Genomic DNA, 18,623 nt, shown 5'->3' on the forward strand with positions numbered 1-18,623 from the left:
GCTTGTGATTAAGCGCTTCAAATTGCCTGGATCTGACCGCCATCAACGCGCATGACGGTTCCCGTAATAAAGGATGCATTTTGACTAACCAAAAAGGCTGCAGCATCTCCATACTCTTTAGGGTCACCATAACGACCCATCGGAATTTGCTTCAGCATCTCTTTAACAACATCATCATAGTTGGCGCCTTCACGCTTTGCTTTCGCTTCATCTAATTGACGTAGACGATCAGTAGCAATCCGACCCGGCATGATGACATTGACTGTAATACCGTCATTAGCAACCTCAGCAGACAATGTTTTTGACCATGCCAGTAGTGCAGCCCGCAAAGTATTAGAGATTGCTAAATTTTTGATTGGGGCAATTGCGCCTGAGGTAGTGCTAGTAATAATGCGGCCCCATTTACGCTGGCGCATGCCGGGCAAAACACGATCGGTAATAGCGATGAGCGAAAGAACCATATCGTTAAAACTTTTTTGCCAGAGCGCAGGATCTTGTCCGGCAGCCAAGGTAGGAGGCGGGCCACCAGTGTTATTAATTAGGATGTCGATTGGACCCAACTCTTGCTCAACCCGAGAGACCAAACCATCAATGACAGATGCATCAGAAAGATCCCAGTTAAGCGCTAGGGCTTCACCGCCAGCAGCTTGAATCAACTCAACTGATTTTTGTAGGCCCTCTGGATTGCGTCCCGTCACTGCCACCTTGACACCCTCGCGCGCCAACGATACAGCCATGGCTTGGCCTAGACCGCGACTTGATGCCATAACTAATGCAACTTTACCTTTGATTCCTAAATCCATCTTTTCTCCTAGACAGCTTATCTTAGCCTTAATGTCCTAAAGGCTTGGGTAGATTGGCTGCATATTGATCCAACTGAGCTTCATATTCCTTAAAAATCTCAGCCAATGCCTGTTGTTGACCTAATACCAGCGCCTCGGGTGTATTGTCTTTCAGTACCACGCGCTTAGTGTAACGATTAGAGCCAATTAGTGGATTGACCTTAGCCCCGTTTTCTACGGTGAGGAAAAATTCAATACTGACAACTGCCTCAGGCCTTACACGATAGTCGCCGTAGAACTCATTTACTGTAGCTTGCAATGTGTAATAAGGGAAAAAGCTATTGCTCTGCCCAACTGCCGCCGAGAAAATGCCAGACTTATTAATCCATTGACGCTCCGCATTTGAAATCATGTCGGCAGGTAGTGTCGTGTATACGTTATAGAAATCTTTTTCAAAACGTTGATCACCCAGACGATAAACCAAAGACCGGCCATCGTATGGTGGCGCTACAGAAACAGAGCCAATCTTCAGCCAATAGGCAGTGCGAGCCTTGAGAGCAACTCCGCTGCGCTCAGGATTCACCATAAAACTGTTAGGGACCACAGGAGCGCGGGATGGTAATGCGCAGGCGAATAAAGCTAAGACCGCAAAAGATAGAAGAATGCGTTTGATCATTTTTGAACTCCAGCTTGTCCTTGCGTGCCATTCATGGGCAGCACTATTTTTGGAGGGGGTTCGCCCCAAATCAAACTCGATGGCGATTGACTGGCAATGCGACTAAATTCATTTAGATTCTCGGTGGTTTGCCTGAGATTTTCAATCGTCGCACTAGTGTCCCCTTGAATACTAGTAACTGTTTGCCGTAAGGCCACCATAGTGCCAATTAACTCTCGCATCAAAATATTGAGCTCATCCTGATCTGTTACTTTGGTGATACGCTCGATAATGACATTCAAGGATTGAACTGAACGTATCAGACCCTGATTGCCCTTGCCATCACCAGCCATTAATGAGTTTAGATTGGCCAGAAGTTGATCGAATTTTTTCTGAGTCTCATCAATGTTGGCATTATTGAGAGCGGTAACAAATTTTTGAACGCCTGAAATGATTTCATCGGCTTGATTTGGGAGAGACGGAATAACTGGTTCAGCAGGTATCCAGCTATACGGCAGCGGAGTGTAGCCTGAAGCACCGGTGGAGAAATCGAACTCTACATAATTAACGCCCGTGATCCCCATAGATTTAACGCGCGCGCGCAAATTATTTTTTACAAACTCTTCGATCTGATCTTCGGTTAACTTATCACCAAAAATCTGCATACGCACAACCACATACTGCAGACGCTTTTCAAAGGGAACGTCTTTTTCGTAAATATCGCCAGATAAACCAATCATGGTTACTTGGCCAACCTTCACCCCCCTAAAACGGACTGCAGCTCCTGTATCTAAGCCAGTCACGGACTGCTTAATATAGGTTTCGACCATAAAGGATTTTTCAAACAGCTGCCCTGATCCAAAGATCAAAATAATGGTTATCAGCACTCCGACTGCGGCAAGGACAAAAACGCCTAAACGGAAATAATTTGGGTTTGAATTATTGCTCATGCTACTTCCTTGCTCATCATGCGATTAAAGAATTGATGTACTCGTGGGTCAGGGCTGCTATCTCGTAATACTTTGGGGTCGCCTTGAGCAATAATGCCCTTTGCGCTTTTATCCAACATAATTACCTTATCTGCAATGGCATAAATACTCGCCAACTCATGCGACACAATCACAAAAGTAATGCCTAAATTTTTAGAGAGATCGAGGATCGTGCTGTCGAGATCTGCTGAAGTAATAGGATCAAGACCTGCTGAGGGCTCATCCAAGAATAAAATCTTAGGATCTAGCGCCATGGCCCGAGCAATCGCAGCACGCTTTTGCATGCCGCCACTAATTTCACTGGGCATATAAGTCTCGTAAGGCAAGAGTCCCACTAAATCCAACTTACAACGCGCTAATAAGTCCATCTGATCTTGGGTCAGATTGGTGTACTCCTGCATAAACAGCGTCACGTTATCTAAGAGACTCATGGATCCAAACAGAGCGCCCTGCTGATACATTACCCCAAAACTCGTCATGATCTTTTGGCGCTCTGCGCCAAGCGCAGTAGTAATGTTTTCCCCTTCGATTAAAACATTCCCCGATATGGGCTGATACAAACCAAAAAGGTTCTTGAGCAGACTAGATTTGCCACAACCAGAGCCACCTAAAATCACAAAAATCTCGCCATAATTCACTGAGAAATTAAGATCTTGCAAAAGAATGTTTGCACCGTACCCAACAGTCAGATTCTGAACATCAATCGCGAGTGCGTTCTGATCCATTAAAAGCCCGTCTTATAAGAGATGTACGCAAAGATGCCATCGACCAAAACAATCATGACGATACTACTGACTACGGCACGCGTAGCAGAGATGCCTACTGCTGCAGCACCAGTACCTGTTTGCATGCCACGAAGGCAGCCAACAGCTGAGACCACAACTCCAAACAAGGTAGCCTTAATGAGTCCAGAGCCGATATCTTCAATGGATACTGTCTGTAACATGCCATTCCAAAAGTTAATAAATGGAACCTCATAAGCCAACATAGTCACCATTGAGGAAAAAATACTCACGATGTCAGCAAACAAGGTAAGAATTGGCATTACCAAAATTCCGGCGAGTACGCGAGGAACAACCAAGAAACGGATTGGACTAAGACCTCCGGTTACCAGAGCATCTACTTCACTATTCACAGTCATCGTGCCAATCTCCGCAGCAAATGCTGCAGAGGAACGACCCGCAAGTAAGATGGCGGTAATTAAGGGGCCCATCTCACGCACAATACCAAGTGCTGCTAATGGGCCGACAAAAGAAACTGCGCCGAATTGCTGCATACCAATCGCTGCCTGGAAGGACAGAATGACCCCAATCAGGAAAGAAACTAGCCCGACAATTGGCAAGGCAGCGATGCCAGCCTGGACAGCGGCATCAACAAAATCACCCCAACGCACTTCCCTTGGATGTCGCAAGGACCAAAAAAGATCGTCAGATAAATGCCCTGTAAATGTAATCAAGCCTTTTGCGTCATCGATTAAGTTTTGCGCAGCCATTCCAGTGCTAACCACAAAACTTCTCTTAGGCTTAGCCACTGGTAGCGGGAATAAATCAGTGATTGGATCAAACTCTTTGAGCAAAGGTTCATAGCGAGGATTTAATCCTACGATTGAAAATTTACCGCCAGCTGTTTGTTGGGCTTTTTCAATATCAATTAAAAATGCAATGCCCGAACCATCAAGCGAAGAGATGTTGGAAGCATCAAATATCAAAGAATGATTGCCTGAGCTTTTTAACCAGTTATCTTGCTGTTCACGCACCTGGGTCCATACACTTGCCAATGAATAGACATCCACCATGCCAGTAATAACAACTTTTGCCGTTTCTGCATTAACCGGTACCCACTTTGCAATGGAAGCATCTGCGCTGGGGTTATCTTTACTGATGGTCATTATCAAAAAATGTTTGGCAGGCCTGTGAAGTGCTGATACTCGTGATGATAGGATTTCAACCAAGGGCTCAAAATCATCTTATCCCAACTATAAGGGATCTTGATGAAGGGCAGTAGAAAGTGAAAAGGGCCTAGTTTCTCAACTAGGCCCTCAATATGATGGTGCGGCTGGCAGGAATTGAACCCACGACCCCTTGGTTCGTAGCCAAGTACTCTATCCAGCTGAGCTACAGCCGCAACAGCCATAATTATGCCATGGAAGAGAAAAACTACATTACACCTGCTGGTCACGAACGCATCAAAACCGAGCTTCTACAGCTCTTAAACCTTGATCGGCCCGAGGTCGTAAAGGTAGTTCACTGGGCTGCCTCCAACGGTGATCGCTCAGAAAATGGGGACTATATCTATGGGAAAAAGCGTCTACGGGAGATAGACCGCCGCATACGCTTTCTGAACAAGCGCCTTGAATTTGCCGTAGTTGTCGACAATTTAGCCCGAAAAAATGGGGATAGCGATGCCGAACAAGTCTTCTTCGGAGCTACGGTAACCTACTCGCCAGTCGAGGGGCTAGAGGCTGGAAAGAAGACTGTAATCACTATCGTAGGAGTCGACGAAGTAGATCTTGACAAGGGTCACGTGAGCTGGGTATCACCAATCTCTAAAGCACTAATCAAAGCAAGACTGGGAGATTGTGTTGCAATCCAAACGCCAACTGGACCTTGTGAAATTGAAATACTGGACGTTCAATATCTTTAAAGCGATCGGATTCGGGTCACTCGCATCACATCATGATTAGTGCGAAGACTGCGCATGACCTTTGATAGATGCAAGCGATCGTATACCTGGATCGTAAAACGAATGGTGACAGAGTCTTCCTTATAGCGATCATCCATCGATACATTCATGATGTTTGAGTCTGCAGAAGTAACGCTGCTAGCAACCCTTGCCAACACTCCTTTACCTTGACGGGTATCAATTGCTAAATCTACTTCAAATTCACGATGAACTTCTTTGCCCCACTCGACTTCAACCCACTTTTCACCATCTTTGGATAACATGCGCAAGGCAACCGGACAGTCATTGGTGTGAACTTGAAGTCCCTCACCCTTACCTAGGTAGCCAATAATATTGTCACCCGGTATTGGATGGCAACAAGTCTGAAAACTGATCGAGTTACCTTCACGTCCGTCGACCAAAATAGCCTGACGCTGATGGTGACTCACTTCTGGTGTGGATGCAATCCAGTCGGCAGCACCTAAACGCATTTGATCGCCGCCACCTTCATCATCAATCAATATCTTCAAACGAATAGCCAGCTCTTGAGGTGAGCGGCGACCTAGAGCAATATTGACACAGGCTTCTTCACGGGTTTTATCACCAGTCCAATGCATGAGCTTCTCCCAGATCTCAGGAGATAACAATGCTGCATCAACCCCCTGCTGGCGCAGGCCATTGGCTAATAAACGCTCACCCAGTTGTAATGACTCGGCATAGTGTTTAGTTTTTAAAGAATGTCGAATGGAGGCACGTGCCTTACCAGTGCGTACAAAGGCGAGCCAACCAGGATTTGGTTGTGAATTAGCGGAAGTGATCACTTCAATAATGTCGCCGTTTTTCAGTTCACTGCGTAGCGGTAGTTGTAAGCCATTGATCTTCACGGCAACACAGGTATTGCCCAGATCGCTATGAATAGAGTATGCAAAATCAAGTGCAGTTGCCCCTCTTGGTAGCGCCCTAATTTGTCCCTTAGGCGTAAAGACATAAACTGCATCAGGAAAAAGATCAATCTTGACGTGCTCTAAGAATTCTTGGGAATCACCACTGCTATCCTGAATATCAATCAAAGATTGCAGCCACTGATGGGCACGATTTTGCACCTCACTCATATCTGGCGAACCGTCCTTATAGGCCCAGTGTGCAGCAACACCCGCCTCCGCAACGGCATGCATATCAGCAGTACGAATCTGAAACTCAACCGGGACACCTGATGGTCCCAACAGTGTTGTGTGAAGTGATTGATAGCCATTCAACTTCGGAATCGCAATGTAATCCTTAAACTTGCCAGGCATTGGCTTATAAAGAGCATGCAAAATACCTAATGCCCGATAACACTCGTCAATACTGCTCACCGTGACACGAAAAGCGTAAACATCCAGGACTTGTGAAAAACTGACATGCTTAGTGCGCATCTTGTTATAGATGCTGTACAGTGTTTTTTCACGACCACGCAGATCCACATCGAGATTGGCCTTAGCGAAGGACATGCGTGATGCTTGCAAGATCTTTTCAATGATTTCTTTGCGATTACCGCGCGCCCTTTTTACTGCACCCTCAATGACACGAAAGCGCATTGGCATCGAGTAGCGAAAACTGAGGTCCTGTAAGTCGCGGTAAATAATGTTTAAGCCTAAGCGATGCGCAATTGGGGCATATATCTCAATCGTTTCTGCGGCAACCCTACGACGCTTCTCCATGGGAACTGCATCTAAGGTGCGCATATTGTGCGTACGATCGGCCAGCTTTACTAAGATGACTCGAACATCGCGCGCCATTGCCATGAACATTTTGCGAAAGCTCTCTGCTTGCGCTTCGGCGTGACTTTGGAACTCTAACTTATCAAGCTTGGTTAAGCCCTCTACCAACTCAGCCACCTTGGCGCCAAACCTTTCTACCAAGTCGGCTTTGGTTGATCCGGTATCTTCAATAACATCGTGCAATAAGGCAGCCATAATCGAGGGTGCATCTAAGCGCCAAGTGGCGCAGAGCTCAGCGACAGCGACAGGATGAGTAATGTAAGGCTCGCCGCTATGACGGTATTGACCTAAGTGCGCAGCATCCGAGAACTGAAACGCCTTCTTCACTAACGCAACTTCATCAGGTTTAAGGTAAGCCAGCTTCGAAAGTAAGTTTTCTATCGAAACTACTTGGTGTTTTAACGGTGTACTGGGCGCAGAGGTTGGCCCAAACAAATGACGGCTCGATTGCGCTAGCAATGACGCTAGGATCGATTTTTTACCGCTATCTTTACTGAATGGCTTTGAGGTATCTGTTGGTGTACTCAACAGATCAACTGCAGTGCTTCCAAGGGAGGTCTCTCTGGACGAAAGTCCTCCTACTAATTCCGATGCTTTGGCTGTTCCTAAAGGGAGCTCCACACCGGAACTCCTAAATTACAAAGGTACTTTGGTCAACATGTCACGGTCAGTTACACCAGCAGCAACTTCACGTAATGCAACGACAGTCGCTTTATCTCTGGACTCAACACGTGGGGAGTGACCTTGAACCAATTGACGAGCACGATAAGTCGCAGCCAACACTAGTTCAAAACGATTTGGGATGGTTTTAAGACAATCTTCTACAGTAATACGGGCCATGCTGAACTCACTTAAATTTAGCTTCAATACCTATAGGATAACTGATTAGACCCCAAGCCGCTTTAAAAGGGCTGGATTTCTTGCCATGCTAGGCTCAGAACGAAGGCGGCTGGAGGCCAAAATGTGCTTTAGATCCACCAGGGCCTGATCAAAAGAATCATTGACGACGATGTAATCTGCCTCATGGGCATGCAGGAGCTCGACGTGGGCTGCAGCCAAGCGTCTTTGGATTGTTGCTTCATCATCCTGCCCCCGTTTGCGCAGACGCTCTTCCAAGGCCTCAATTGAAGGGGGAAAGATGAAGATCCACTGCACTGATGGAATGAGTTTGCGAATTTGTTGTGCACCCTGCCAATCAATTTCAAGTACGACATCACTACCAGCTTGCATTTGAGATTCAATCCAAGGTTTAGATGTGCCATAAAAATGACCATGCACTTGTGCCCACTCCAAAAAGAGATCTTGATCTTTCTCACGAATAAATTCTTCTTGAGATACAAAGCGATAATTTTTGCCATCCACCTCACCAGGCCTCGGTGCACGTGTTGTGCTTGATAGGGATAATTTCAAGCCTGGGTCATCTTGTAACAACGCATCCACCAAAGAAGACTTCCCTGCACCTGATGGGGCGACAATCATTAACATGCTGCCTTGGTAGGATGAATTGTGATTTGGGCTAGTCATAAATCAATTGTACGGATTACTCTAGGTTTTGTACTTGCTCGCGCATTTGCTCAATGAAGAGCTTGAGTTCTAAAGCAGCTTGCGTACATTCTTCAGAAACGGATTTAGAGCTTAAGGTATTGGCTTCACGGTTCAACTCTTGCATGAGAAAGTCTAAACGCTTACCAACAGGCCCCTTACCAAGCAAAGCAGTGTCTACAGCCTGTAAGTGAGTCTTGAGACGCGCAAACTCTTCAGCTACATCAATACGCACTGCATACAGAACAACTTCTTGACGAATACGCTCCATCAACTCAGTTCCAGACCCGCTAGAATTTTTTCCTTGCTCTTGGGCTGCCAAAGCCTCTGATAAGCGTTCCGTGAGTTTTGCTTGATACTGCGCAACATATTCTGGAACCTTGGGTTCAATCGTCTTGACGATCTCACGCATCTTGCTCGTAATACTGGTAAGGATACCAACCAAAGCCTTACCTTCTGACTGCCTGCTTTCCATCAGAGTAGCCAAAGCTGCTTTGCCAGCTTCTAAAGTTGCTGCAATCCACCCTTCTTCCTCGCCGCGCGGCTCAGAAACTACACCCGGCCAGCGCAACACATCCGAAATACTGAACTCTCTAGCATCGGGAAAGATTTCTTGGGTATTGGCCTGTAAAACTTTGAGCGCAACTAGACGATCCTGATTTAGGGTGCCCAAGGCTTGGGGGTTGGCTTTTGTTGTCCCGCCACTGTTATTAATACGCCAAGCCGCCCGAAATTCAAGCTTGCCCCGGGAAAGATTCTGGGTCACCAGCTCCCGTAATGCGGGCTCAGCCCCACGGCATTCGTCAGGAAGACGAAAACCCAAATCTAGAAAGCGGCTATTAACAGCCCGACATTCCACCTGCAGATCAGCAACTACACCAGCTCCTAGGGAGACTTGGCGAGAAGCGCTGCCATAACCAGTCATGCTCGATATCATATGGACATTGTAGATTCTTTATTTGTTCCAACCCAAACCTTTAGGCAAAATTCGATGAGCAACCAACCTATCACCCGTCCAAGCGGCCGTAAGCCCAAAGACTTACGCCCCGTCACGATTTCTAGGGCTTTTACCAAGCATGCTGAAGGTTCTGTGCTGATCGCCTTTGGGGATACCAAAGTACTGTGTACTGCCAGCATCCTGGATAAGGTGCCGCCGCATAAGCGTGGCTCAGGCGAAGGTTGGGTTACTGCGGAATATGGCATGCTCCCTCGCTCTACCCATACTCGTAGCGATCGAGAGGCTGCACGTGGAAAACAATCTGGTCGTACACAAGAAATCCAACGCCTAATTGGTCGGGCTATGCGCAGTATTTTTAATCTAGAAATTTTGGGTGAGCGCACGATTCACTTAGATTGCGATGTCTTACAAGCTGATGGTGGTACACGTACCGCTTCCATTACGGGCGCTTATGTTGCTGCTCGTGATGCTGTTAATCAATTACTCAAGAGTGGCGCACTCACTCGAGACCCAATGATTGATAGCGTAGCCGCGATTTCGGTTGGCATCTATCAGGGTAGCCCTGTTTTAGATTTGGACTACCCAGAAGACTCATCGTGCGATACCGATATGAATGTCGTGATGACTGGTAAGGGCGGCATGATTGAAGTACAAGGCACTGCAGAGGGGGCGGCATTCTCAAGAAGTGAGCTCACTGCACTGCTTGATTTAGCAGAAGAAGGTATTCGTGAGTTGACCCAATTGCAAATTGAAGCATTGAAGTAACTATTGCCTTAATTAACAGTTCATGCAAAAGCTCGTTCTCGCCTCCAATAATGCTGGCAAGGTCAAAGAGATTCAAGCGCTCTTGGCGCCTTTGAATTTTGAAGTCATACCGCAAGGCACGCTCGGCATTCCTGCAGCAGAGGAGCCACACCACACCTTTGTTGAGAATGCCCTTGCTAAAGCGCGTCATGCCAGTAGTGCTAGCGGCTTACCAGCCCTAGCGGATGATTCTGGTATTTGTGCTCATGCTCTAGACAATAGGCCCGGTGTTTACTCTGCGCGCTACGCCGGTGAGCATGCAAATGATGCTGCCAATAATCAAAAGCTGATCTTTGAATTAAGCAATCAATCTGATCGCAGCGCGCATTATGTTTGTGCCTTAGCCCTCGTCAATAGCGCTGATGACCCCAATCCTCTGATTGTCGAAACCAGCTGGTATGGCGTCATCATCAACGAAGCAAGAGGAAGCAATGGATTTGGCTATGACCCCCATTTTTTCTTACCCGAACTGAATCAGACAGCCGCAGAGCTCGATCCCAGTCAAAAGAATCTCATCAGTCATCGCGGTCAAGCCTTGTGCGAACTCATTAGTCAATTGAAGATTCGTAATTCATTGCCGTGCTGAATCAACCTTCCTTAACTGCATTGCCTCCATTGGCTTTATATATTCACTTTCCTTGGTGTGAGAAAAAGTGTCCTTACTGTGACTTCAACTCACATCAAACGAAAGATCCTTCCTCGGACCTTGCAGACGGCTTTGATGAGCAGCGTTATATCAATGCCTTAATTGCTGATCTTGAAACTGAATTACCCAATATCTGGGGACGTCAAGTTCATAGCATCTTTATCGGCGGTGGTACGCCTAGCCTGCTGTCAGCTGCAGGCATGGATCAATTATTGTGCGCTGTTCGTGCCCGCCTCAATTTAGAACCCGATGCTGAGATTACGATGGAAGCCAATCCTGGTTCTGTTGAAGCAGACAAATTGGCCGGCTTTGCCAAAGCGGGAATCAATCGGGTCTCTTTGGGAATCCAGAGCTTTCAGGATGAACAACTTAAAGCGCTAGGCCGCATTCATAGTGGTGCTGAAGCTAAGCGCGCTGTCCAGATTGCCTTAGATCACTTTAAGTCTGTGAATTTAGATCTCATGTACGGATTGCCCAATCAAAGTCTTGAGGCTGCAAGGTCCGATGTTGAAACTGCACTTTCATTTAAGACTCCTCACCTCTCTTTCTACAACCTCACGCTTGAACCCAATACTTATTTTGCTAACTTTCCGCCAAGCTTACCCAGCGATGATGAGATCGATGCCATCTTCGAGCAAAACATAGACCTGCTTACCAAGGCAGGCTACAAGCGTTACGAAGTTTCTGCTTATGCCAAGAAAGATCAAGAGTGCAAACATAATTTGAACTACTGGCGCTTTGGTGATTACATCGGTATTGGTGCCGGCGCCCATGGCAAGATTTCTTATCCGGGAAAAATTACCCGCCAGGTTCGAGAACGACATCCAGAAACCTATATGCAGGCGATGGAGACTAAAGGCAAAGCCCTGATTGAGTCTCGTGAAATTACTTCCAAAGATCTTCCCTTTGAATTTATGCTCAATGCCTTAAGACTCTCTGATGGTGTTGATACCAATACCTTTAGTGAGCGGACTGGCTTACCCTTGAGCGTTATCAGTAAAGGCCTTGATGAAGCCTGTAAAAAGGGTTTATTAGATGAGAACCCAAGCAAGCTCAAGGCGACTGCTTTGGGGCTGCGCTACTTAAATAATCTTCAAGAAATGTTCTTGGACTAGGTAGCTTGCTGGTACTTACTGATTCGCTATTACTTGCCACTCCAAACCGGTGGCTCACCTTTTAAGAAAGAAGCAACTCCGTTTTTAAAATCGTCACTGCCATAGGTTTCACGGATGAGGTCTTGGCAATCCGGTAATTGGCTTGCAATCATTCTGGCCATTGTAAGCTTGCTGGCTTTTTGCGTAATTGGAGCCAGCTTTCCTAAACGCTCAGCCAAAGCATCCGCCTCTTTGCCGAGTTGCTCTTGATCATATGTAGCCAGTAAATAACCCTGAGCGAGTAACTCGCTGGCAGGAATCATTTCAGCCAAGAGCAGCATGCGCCTCATAATATTCATACCCATGTGAGCAGCTAACCAAGCGATATTGCCAGGATATAAGCAATTTCCGAGGGTTCTTGCAATAGGTACGCCAAACTTTGCTTCTGGCGTAGCAATCCTAAAATCACAGCAAGTTGCAATTGCCAAACCACCGCCCACCGCCATGCCATCGATGACCGCAATCGTTGGAATTGGGAGTGATGCCAAAGGATTTAAATAGTCGTGTATAGCTTCTTCATAACGCACGCCATCCTCGCCATTTTTAAAGCTAGAAAATTGCGCAATATCACTTCCAGAGACAAATGACTTGCCACCTGCTCCGCGAAAGATTGCAACGCGGATATTAGAATTATTGGCAATATCTAAGCAAATAGATTTAAGGCTCTCGTACATGCCAACAGTCATGGCATTGCGTGCCGCAACATGGTCGAAAGTAACGTAAGCAAACTTACCCTGAAGCTCTATCGTTACTTGGGCCACCTTAGCCTCTTGATCTATTTGCGTCATTGTTAAAACTTATTCCGCCTTAATGTTCAAGCTTTTAACCAAGCGTTGGTACTTAGCAAGTTCGCCGGCCAAGAACAGACTGAATGCGGCAGGAGTTGCGGGGCCTTCTGGTTGTAAACCTTGTGCATCTAGAGTCTTTTTAATCTGCGGATCGGCCATCGCTGCTTTCACAGCTTGATCAATCTTATTCACTACCGCTGGATCCATGCCTTTTGGACCCATGACGGAATACCAGTTGGTTACGTCAAACCCTGTGATACCCACTTCATTAAAGGTCGGCACATTCGGAAGAATTGCCAAGCGTTTTGGGGTCGATATCGCCAATGCTTTTAAGCTGCCGTCTTTAATCTGCTGCAAGTTGGGTGGCAAAGTATCAAAGTTCATTGTGATCTGACCGCCGAGCAAATCAATAATAGCTTGGCCACTACCTTTATAAGGAACGTGATTCATTGAAATGCCAGCAATTTTTGAGAAGAGTGCTCCAGCCAAATGTTGTGTGCTACCAATACCCGATGAGCCATAAGTCATCTGCCCCGGGTTTGCTTTAGCCAGTGAAATTAATTGCGCAACGGAGTTCACAGGCAAAGATGCTTTTACAACCAATACGTTTGGTACATAACCCAAATAAGTGATCGGTGTGAAATCTGTCGCAGGATTGTATTGCACGTTGGTTAATACAAAGGGTGCAATCGCATTTGAATTGGAGTGGCCCATTAGCAAGGTATAGCCATCGGGATTGGATTTAGAAACCTGATCGGCAGCAATAGTACCCGCAGCACCAGACTTATTTTCTACGATCACGCTTTGACCCAAGAGCTCGCCCATCTTTGGTGCGATGGCTCTAGCCACAATATCGGTGCCGCCACCTGGAGCAAAGCCCACAATGAGACGGATTGGCTTAGTAGGAAAAGCTTGTTGAGCTAACGCAAAGAATGGCACACAGCAAAGCGCAGTAGCAATCAGACCTTGAAGGGCCCACTTTGGCAATCGAAGCAACATACAGTCTCCAAATCTAGTTTTAATTGTCTTTGATACTATTAGACATTCATTCTAAACATATAAAAACAAACGAGACAATGACGAAAACACCTACTCAACCTGATTTAACGGGATCCACTAGACCCCTACCTCTTGCTGGCGTGCGTGTGTTGGACGTTAGTCAAGTCATGGCTGGCCCTTACTGCTGCATGCTTCTAGCCGACTTAGGTGCCGATGTCATCAAGATAGAGCCCCCCGGTACGGGTGATCAAACCCGAGGAGCGATGGGATTCAAGATGAAAGGCTCAGATAGCATGGGCTTTCTCAACATGAACCGCAATAAGCGGAGTCTAACGCTTAATCTCAAAACCGATGCAGGTAAAAAAGTCTTCTTTGAGTTGGTAAAGACTGCAGACATCCTAGTAGAAAACTATCGACCAGGTGTCATGAAAAAACTGGGTATTGACTACCCTTCTCTGCAAGCCATTAATCCTGGCTTAGTCTATGCCAGTATCTCCGGCTTTGGTCAAACAGGTCCGTGGGCAGATCGACCTGGTTTTGATTTAATGGCCCAAGCAATGTCAGGCGTAATGAGTGTGACTGGTTATCCCGATGGGCCCCCAGTAAAAGCGGGTGTTCCAGTAGCGGATATTGGTTGCGCCCTCTTTGCTGTTTACGGAATCTTATCTGCGTATATTGGCAAAACCAAAACCGGTGAAGGTCAATTTATTGACGCTTCTTTATTTGACTCTGCTTTGGCATTTTCAATCTGGGATACAGCGCAATACTGGGGGACTGGAGTTGAGCCGTACAAATTAGGTACCGCAAATCATATGAGCGCACCCTACCAAGCCATGAAGGCCTCTGACGGCTACTTTGTGATGGGTGCTACCAATCAGAAGTTATGGAAACTTCTTTGTGACAAGATTGCCCGCCCCGAATTATTTGAAGATGCGCGTTTCAAAACCAATCCGCTGCGCTTGGCCAATCGATTAGAGCTTGCAGCCGAACTAGAGAAAACCTTCCTTACTAAAGCGAGTCATGAGTGGGTTGATGATCTTCTAGCGGCAGGCATTCCGGCTGGTCCTATTAACACCTACCCAGAGGCATTTGATAGCGAACATGGTCGTCATCGAAAAATGCGGATGGAAATTGATCATCCGATTGAAGGAACTGTTCCTAATATTGGCTTTGCAGTCAAGCTGATGGGTACGCCACAGCAAGTACGCAAACATCCCCCTCTATTGGGCGAACATACCAGCGAAGTGTTGGCGGAAATGGGAATCTCAGGCGATGAGCTGAAGGCACTAGAGGCTGGTGGTGCGTTTGCACCGTAAGCGCTTCTAATTTACCGCAGACTATTCACCTGCAGTAATCGCCATCTCTTGAGCGGCAAAAGGATCTTTTGCTGTCTTTGGCAAGGGCTTTGCCTCTGGTTTATTGGCCTTAGTACCAGGCATTAACTCAAAATCGGGGGTAAAGATAGTCAGAGTACTTTTGAGTTGATCAAAGGATTTGCGATCGCCATCAAACTTCGCCTTACCCTCGGACAGCAGAGTTTCAAAAGTAGTTTGGCCACCCATCACACGCTCAAGATCACTGCGGTTTAGGGTGATGCTGAGATTGGGATTTTTAGCTTGTTGACCCTTGATGTTGGTAAGGGTGGAGTTACTCATCTCAATGACGAACTGCTCGCCATTATCTGGTGTGGATAGGTTAATGATGAATTTCATACCAGCGGCTTTTTTACTATCCATACTAATGGCCAAAGAATTGAGCCACAGCTCTGTTGTCATTGCCTTAATCATGTCCGGACCATTGGATTTTGGAGAGGCGCCGCCAGGCATACCATGACGTAATTCATAGGCAGCACCAAGGAAACTATTGCGTACGCTAGGGCTTTCCTTTTGGTAGCCAATTTGCTCAAAGATATCGGCTAGCAAATCTTTTGCCGCAGCATTATTGGGTTGTGCATAAACTAACTTGTTAACGATCTCCATGGCTTGGCGATACTTGCCTTGTTTATAGAGCTCTTTTCCCTTGGCCATGATCTTGGCCGATCCACCCATCATCTCAACATAAAGCGGGGCAGAGTCTTTAGGTGATAAAGGAATCAAGGTAGCAGGATTCGCATCCCAGTAACCGAGATAACGATTTATCACTGCCCGACTATTGTGCTCCTCTGAGCCATGATAGCTGTGAGCAGCCCATTGCGACTTTAGACTTTCTGGTTGCCTGTAAATGTTATGGACTTCGTTAATAGTCACGCCATTATTTGCAAGGTGTAGTACTTCATTATTTAAATGGGCATAACTATCCCGTTGAGTGCGCATCACTTCTTGAATGCGCTCATTGCCCCAACGCGGCCAGCTGTGTGAAGCAAACATCACGTCAGTTTCGTTGCCGTAACGATATAGAGCGTTATTAATATTTTTAGACCAAGCTAAGGCATCCCTTACCAATGCGCCACGTAAGGTGTAAATATTGTGAATCGTCCCAGTGATATTTTCAGCGGCCCAGAATGCTTTAAATTGGGGGAAATAAGTATTCATCTCCGCGGGCGCTTCAGTGCCTGGCGTATTTTGGAATTCCATCTCAATGCCATCAACCATCATTTTTTCAAATGGCTGATTAACATAGGTGTTTGGTTCAATCAAACCTAAGTTGCCAGCAGCAGTATTCTTACCAATCGATTGATCCACATGCCCAAAGGGACTGCGGGGCAACAACACTCCATATTGAAAGTACATCCGGCGGGTCATTGCATTACCGGCATACACGTTTTCAGCAACGGCGTGATCCATAAATCCAGCAGGTGCAATTACTTTAACCTTACCACTTTTGACATCAGCCTCATCCACTACTCCACGCACGCCACCAAAGTGATCCCCATGGGAATGGGAATACACCACAGCCACTACAGGACGTTTACCAAGCTTTTCATTTACAAGCTCCATCGCAGCTCTAGCAGTTTCTTTGGCGGTGAGTGGGTCAAACACAATCCAACCTGTATTGGTTTTAACAAAACTAATATTTGCCAGGTCAAAGCCGCGAACTTGATAAATCTTTTCGGGCACCACTTCATAGAGACCGTAGCCCATATTGAGGATCGCCTGGCGTTGCAATGATGGATGAACGCTATCAAAATCTTTGCCTTGCAATAAGAACTCATAGCTACCCATATCCCAGGCAACATTCCCAGCGTCCGCCATGATGGTCTTATAGGCAGGAGCAGCTATGAACCCTTTTTTAGACTCCTCAAAGTCACGCTGATCATCAAAAGGTAATGACTTGCGCAAGCCATTCTGAAGCTCTACTGTATAGCTTGATGGCGCCATGCCTTTAGCATCAAAATGCTTGCCTTGCATTGCACCTGGATCGGCCACCACTCCACCGCCACCAGCAGCAAAAACAAATCCCGAAGTTAAAAGAGATGCTACAAGAGCGAGTTTCGTAAAGGTAGTTTTCATTTTGTAAGCCTAGCGATCAATATAGATTCAATAATAGGATTGGTAAATGGCAAGCCTATGACTTAGCTGAACCAAATTTTGAGGTCTTCATAACCGAATCGTACAACGACTAGCCTAATTCCGAGATAAATACTTATAGATTCTTATATGACCTTTCTGAAATAAGAAGCCCTTACAATAAAGAGAATCAATTTATTTTAGAAAAATATATGCGTTTATCTTCATTTGCAGCCTGCATCGTAGTGTCTCTTAGTCTTTTGGGCTGCTCTGCTCTGGAACGCAAATCTGCTGTCCCAGCCCAATCCTTAAGCAAAGCTGAAATAGCCGGTTTACCAAGCGTTCGCTACCTGATATCAACACAGGCGGGTGTAGATGCGCTAGTGGCTGATGCCACTCAAGTTGAGGCCGGTCGAGGTAAAAATGCATTCCAGGGCGATGCCAACTACTTGGCTCTTTCTGGCGGCGGTGATGATGGAGCCTTTGGCGCTGGTCTTTTAGTTGGATGGTCCAAACAAGGATCTAGACCGTCTTTTAATTTAGTCACCGGCATCAGTACTGGCGCATTAATTGCCCCATTTGCCTATCTTGGCAAAGATTATGACCCGGCCCTGAAGCAGGTTTACACGAACATCAACCCCCAAGATATCTTTATTAATCGCGGCATCATATCGGGAATATTTAGCGATGGCCTAGCGGACTCCACTCCACTCTATCAATTGATAGCCAAATATGTTGATGCAAATTTTCTCAAGAAAATTGCTTATGAATACAACACGAATGGTCGCTGGCTGTTGATTGGTACAACGAATATTGACGCTGGTGTACCTGTTGCCTGGAATATGGGGCGTATTGCTAGCGTAGGTACACCAGAAGCCATCGAACTCTTTCGCCGCATTATGTTGGCATCTGCATCAATCCCGGGAGCATTTTCTCCAGTGATGTTTGATTTCCTGGTGGACTCACAAGCATTTCAAGAAATGCATGTAGATGGAGGCGCAAGCACGCAGGTATTTTTATACCCCTCTGCAGCAGTGCAAAGAGCCAATGAGTTGGGCCTCAAGCGCCGCAGCAATCGACAGGCCTACATCATTCGAAATTCGAGATTAGATCCTCGCTGGAATGAAACTGAACGCCGCACTTTAAGCGTTGCAGGTCGCGCGATCTCTCAACTGATTCAGACCCAAGGTATTGGCGACCTCTATCGTATTTATGCCATGACCAAGTTCGATCATGTTGGCTTTAACCTTGCATACATTGGTTCGGACTTTAATGAGCCACATCAGGAAGAGTTCGATACTAAGTATATGAATGCTCTATTTCAATATGGCTATGAGCATGGCCTGAAAGGTTATCAATGGAGCAAGTATCCACCAGGATTTAATGGTGCATTTGATACTGATGGTGAAAAGATGACTCTGAAGAAAAAACCACTTTAA

At 46.3% G+C, this 18,623-nt stretch carries 18 protein-coding genes and 1 tRNA gene; 6 read left to right on the forward strand and 13 right to left on the reverse strand.

The genetic code is table 11. The annotated features are described in order from the left end of the window. Positions 1-17 precede the first annotated feature (17 nt). The 6 genes from C2740_RS05155 to C2740_RS05180 form a co-directional block, all read right to left on the reverse strand. A complete protein-coding gene (locus C2740_RS05155; protein ID WP_215292012.1) occupies positions 18-803 on the reverse strand; it encodes an SDR family oxidoreductase in 786 nt (261 codons plus the stop codon). Between the two features lie 28 nt (positions 804-831). Then, positions 832-1,458 carry a membrane integrity-associated transporter subunit PqiC gene (locus tag C2740_RS05160; protein WP_215292013.1) on the reverse strand — a complete coding sequence of 209 codons (627 nt, stop codon included), beginning with the start codon at positions 1,456-1,458 and terminating at the stop codon, positions 832-834. Beyond that, positions 1,455-2,387 (reverse strand): MlaD family protein, encoded by a 933-nt coding sequence (locus C2740_RS05165; RefSeq protein ID WP_215292014.1) that lies wholly within the window; start codon positions 2,385-2,387, stop codon positions 1,455-1,457. The genes C2740_RS05160 and C2740_RS05165 overlap by 4 nt, the downstream gene beginning before the upstream one ends. Next, positions 2,384-3,151 carry an ABC transporter ATP-binding protein gene (locus C2740_RS05170; RefSeq protein WP_215292015.1) on the reverse strand — a complete coding sequence of 256 codons (768 nt, stop codon included), beginning with the start codon at positions 3,149-3,151 and terminating at the stop codon, positions 2,384-2,386. Before C2740_RS05170 ends, C2740_RS05165 begins: the two co-directional genes overlap by 4 nt. Continuing rightward, positions 3,151-4,314, reverse strand: a complete 1,164-nt coding sequence (locus C2740_RS05175) for an ABC transporter permease (RefSeq protein WP_215292016.1) — start codon at positions 4,312-4,314, stop codon at positions 3,151-3,153. Before C2740_RS05175 ends, C2740_RS05170 begins: the two co-directional genes overlap by 1 nt. A gap of 159 nt (positions 4,315-4,473) precedes the next feature. After that, positions 4,474-4,550, reverse strand: a tRNA-Arg gene (locus tag C2740_RS05180). Between the two features lie 18 nt (positions 4,551-4,568). On the opposite strand from C2740_RS05180, the gene greB reads away from it, so the two are divergent. Next, the gene (greB, locus tag C2740_RS05185) at positions 4,569-5,069 is read left to right on the forward strand and encodes a transcription elongation factor GreB (RefSeq protein WP_215292017.1); all 501 of its coding nucleotides are present in this window, start codon (positions 4,569-4,571) and stop codon (positions 5,067-5,069) included. Here greB and C2740_RS05190 read toward each other — a convergent pair. The 4 genes from C2740_RS05190 to C2740_RS05205 all read right to left on the reverse strand — a co-directional run bounded on the left by C2740_RS05190 (position 5,066) and on the right by C2740_RS05205 (position 9,326). Then, entirely contained in the window at positions 5,066-7,375 is a 2,310-nt protein-coding gene (locus C2740_RS05190; protein WP_251369714.1) for a bifunctional (p)ppGpp synthetase/guanosine-3',5'-bis(diphosphate) 3'-pyrophosphohydrolase, read from the reverse strand. The genes greB and C2740_RS05190 overlap by 4 nt on opposite strands. 108 nt (positions 7,376-7,483) lie before the next feature. Continuing rightward, entirely contained in the window at positions 7,484-7,687 is a 204-nt protein-coding gene (rpoZ, locus tag C2740_RS05195; RefSeq protein ID WP_011902918.1) for a DNA-directed RNA polymerase subunit omega, read from the reverse strand. Between the two features lie 45 nt (positions 7,688-7,732). Further along, positions 7,733-8,326 carry a guanylate kinase gene (gene gmk / locus C2740_RS05200; protein ID WP_251369598.1) on the reverse strand — a complete coding sequence of 198 codons (594 nt, stop codon included), beginning with the start codon at positions 8,324-8,326 and terminating at the stop codon, positions 7,733-7,735. A 61-nt stretch (positions 8,327-8,387) separates the two neighbouring features. Continuing rightward, positions 8,388-9,326 (reverse strand): YicC/YloC family endoribonuclease, encoded by a 939-nt coding sequence (locus C2740_RS05205; RefSeq protein ID WP_215292020.1) that lies wholly within the window; start codon positions 9,324-9,326, stop codon positions 8,388-8,390. A gap of 54 nt (positions 9,327-9,380) precedes the next feature. On the opposite strand from C2740_RS05205, the gene rph reads away from it, so the two are divergent. The 3 genes from rph to hemW are packed head-to-tail and all read left to right on the forward strand — an operon-like array spanning position 9,381 to position 11,912. Beyond that, entirely contained in the window at positions 9,381-10,112 is a 732-nt protein-coding gene (gene rph, locus C2740_RS05210) for a ribonuclease PH (RefSeq protein WP_215292021.1), read from the forward strand. A 22-nt stretch (positions 10,113-10,134) separates the two neighbouring features. After that, positions 10,135-10,737: an RdgB/HAM1 family non-canonical purine NTP pyrophosphatase gene (gene rdgB, locus C2740_RS05215; protein WP_215292022.1), complete on the forward strand. Its 603-nt coding sequence runs from the start codon at positions 10,135-10,137 to the stop codon at positions 10,735-10,737. Then, a complete protein-coding gene (gene hemW / locus C2740_RS05220; RefSeq protein WP_215292023.1) occupies positions 10,731-11,912 on the forward strand; it encodes a radical SAM family heme chaperone HemW in 1,182 nt (393 codons plus the stop codon). Before rdgB ends, hemW begins: the two co-directional genes overlap by 7 nt. 29 nt (positions 11,913-11,941) lie before the next feature. Here the strand turns inward: hemW and C2740_RS05225 are convergent, their stop codons facing one another. Then, positions 11,942-12,739 carry an enoyl-CoA hydratase/isomerase family protein gene (locus C2740_RS05225; RefSeq protein WP_215292024.1) on the reverse strand — a complete coding sequence of 266 codons (798 nt, stop codon included), beginning with the start codon at positions 12,737-12,739 and terminating at the stop codon, positions 11,942-11,944. A gap of 9 nt (positions 12,740-12,748) precedes the next feature. Further along, entirely contained in the window at positions 12,749-13,738 is a 990-nt protein-coding gene (locus C2740_RS05230; protein ID WP_215292025.1) for a tripartite tricarboxylate transporter substrate binding protein, read from the reverse strand. Between the two features lie 77 nt (positions 13,739-13,815). Here C2740_RS05230 and C2740_RS05235 point away from each other — a divergent pair, with 77 nt between their 5' ends. Next, positions 13,816-15,054 (forward strand): CaiB/BaiF CoA-transferase family protein, encoded by a 1,239-nt coding sequence (locus C2740_RS05235; protein WP_215292026.1) that lies wholly within the window; start codon positions 13,816-13,818, stop codon positions 15,052-15,054. Between the two features lie 21 nt (positions 15,055-15,075). On the opposite strand, the gene C2740_RS05240 is transcribed toward C2740_RS05235, so the two are convergent. Next, complete coding sequence (locus C2740_RS05240; protein ID WP_215292027.1) at positions 15,076-17,187, reverse strand: alkyl/aryl-sulfatase; 2,112 nt, start codon at positions 17,185-17,187, stop codon at positions 15,076-15,078. A 209-nt stretch (positions 17,188-17,396) separates the two neighbouring features. Between C2740_RS05240 and C2740_RS05245 the strand changes: the two genes are divergently transcribed. After that, entirely contained in the window at positions 17,397-18,623 is a 1,227-nt protein-coding gene (locus C2740_RS05245; protein WP_215292028.1) for a patatin-like phospholipase family protein, read from the forward strand.

It is taken from the genome of Polynucleobacter sp. MG-5-Ahmo-C2 (assembly GCF_018687735.1).
In the GTDB taxonomy this organism is placed as follows: Bacteria; Pseudomonadota; Gammaproteobacteria; order Burkholderiales; family Burkholderiaceae; genus Polynucleobacter.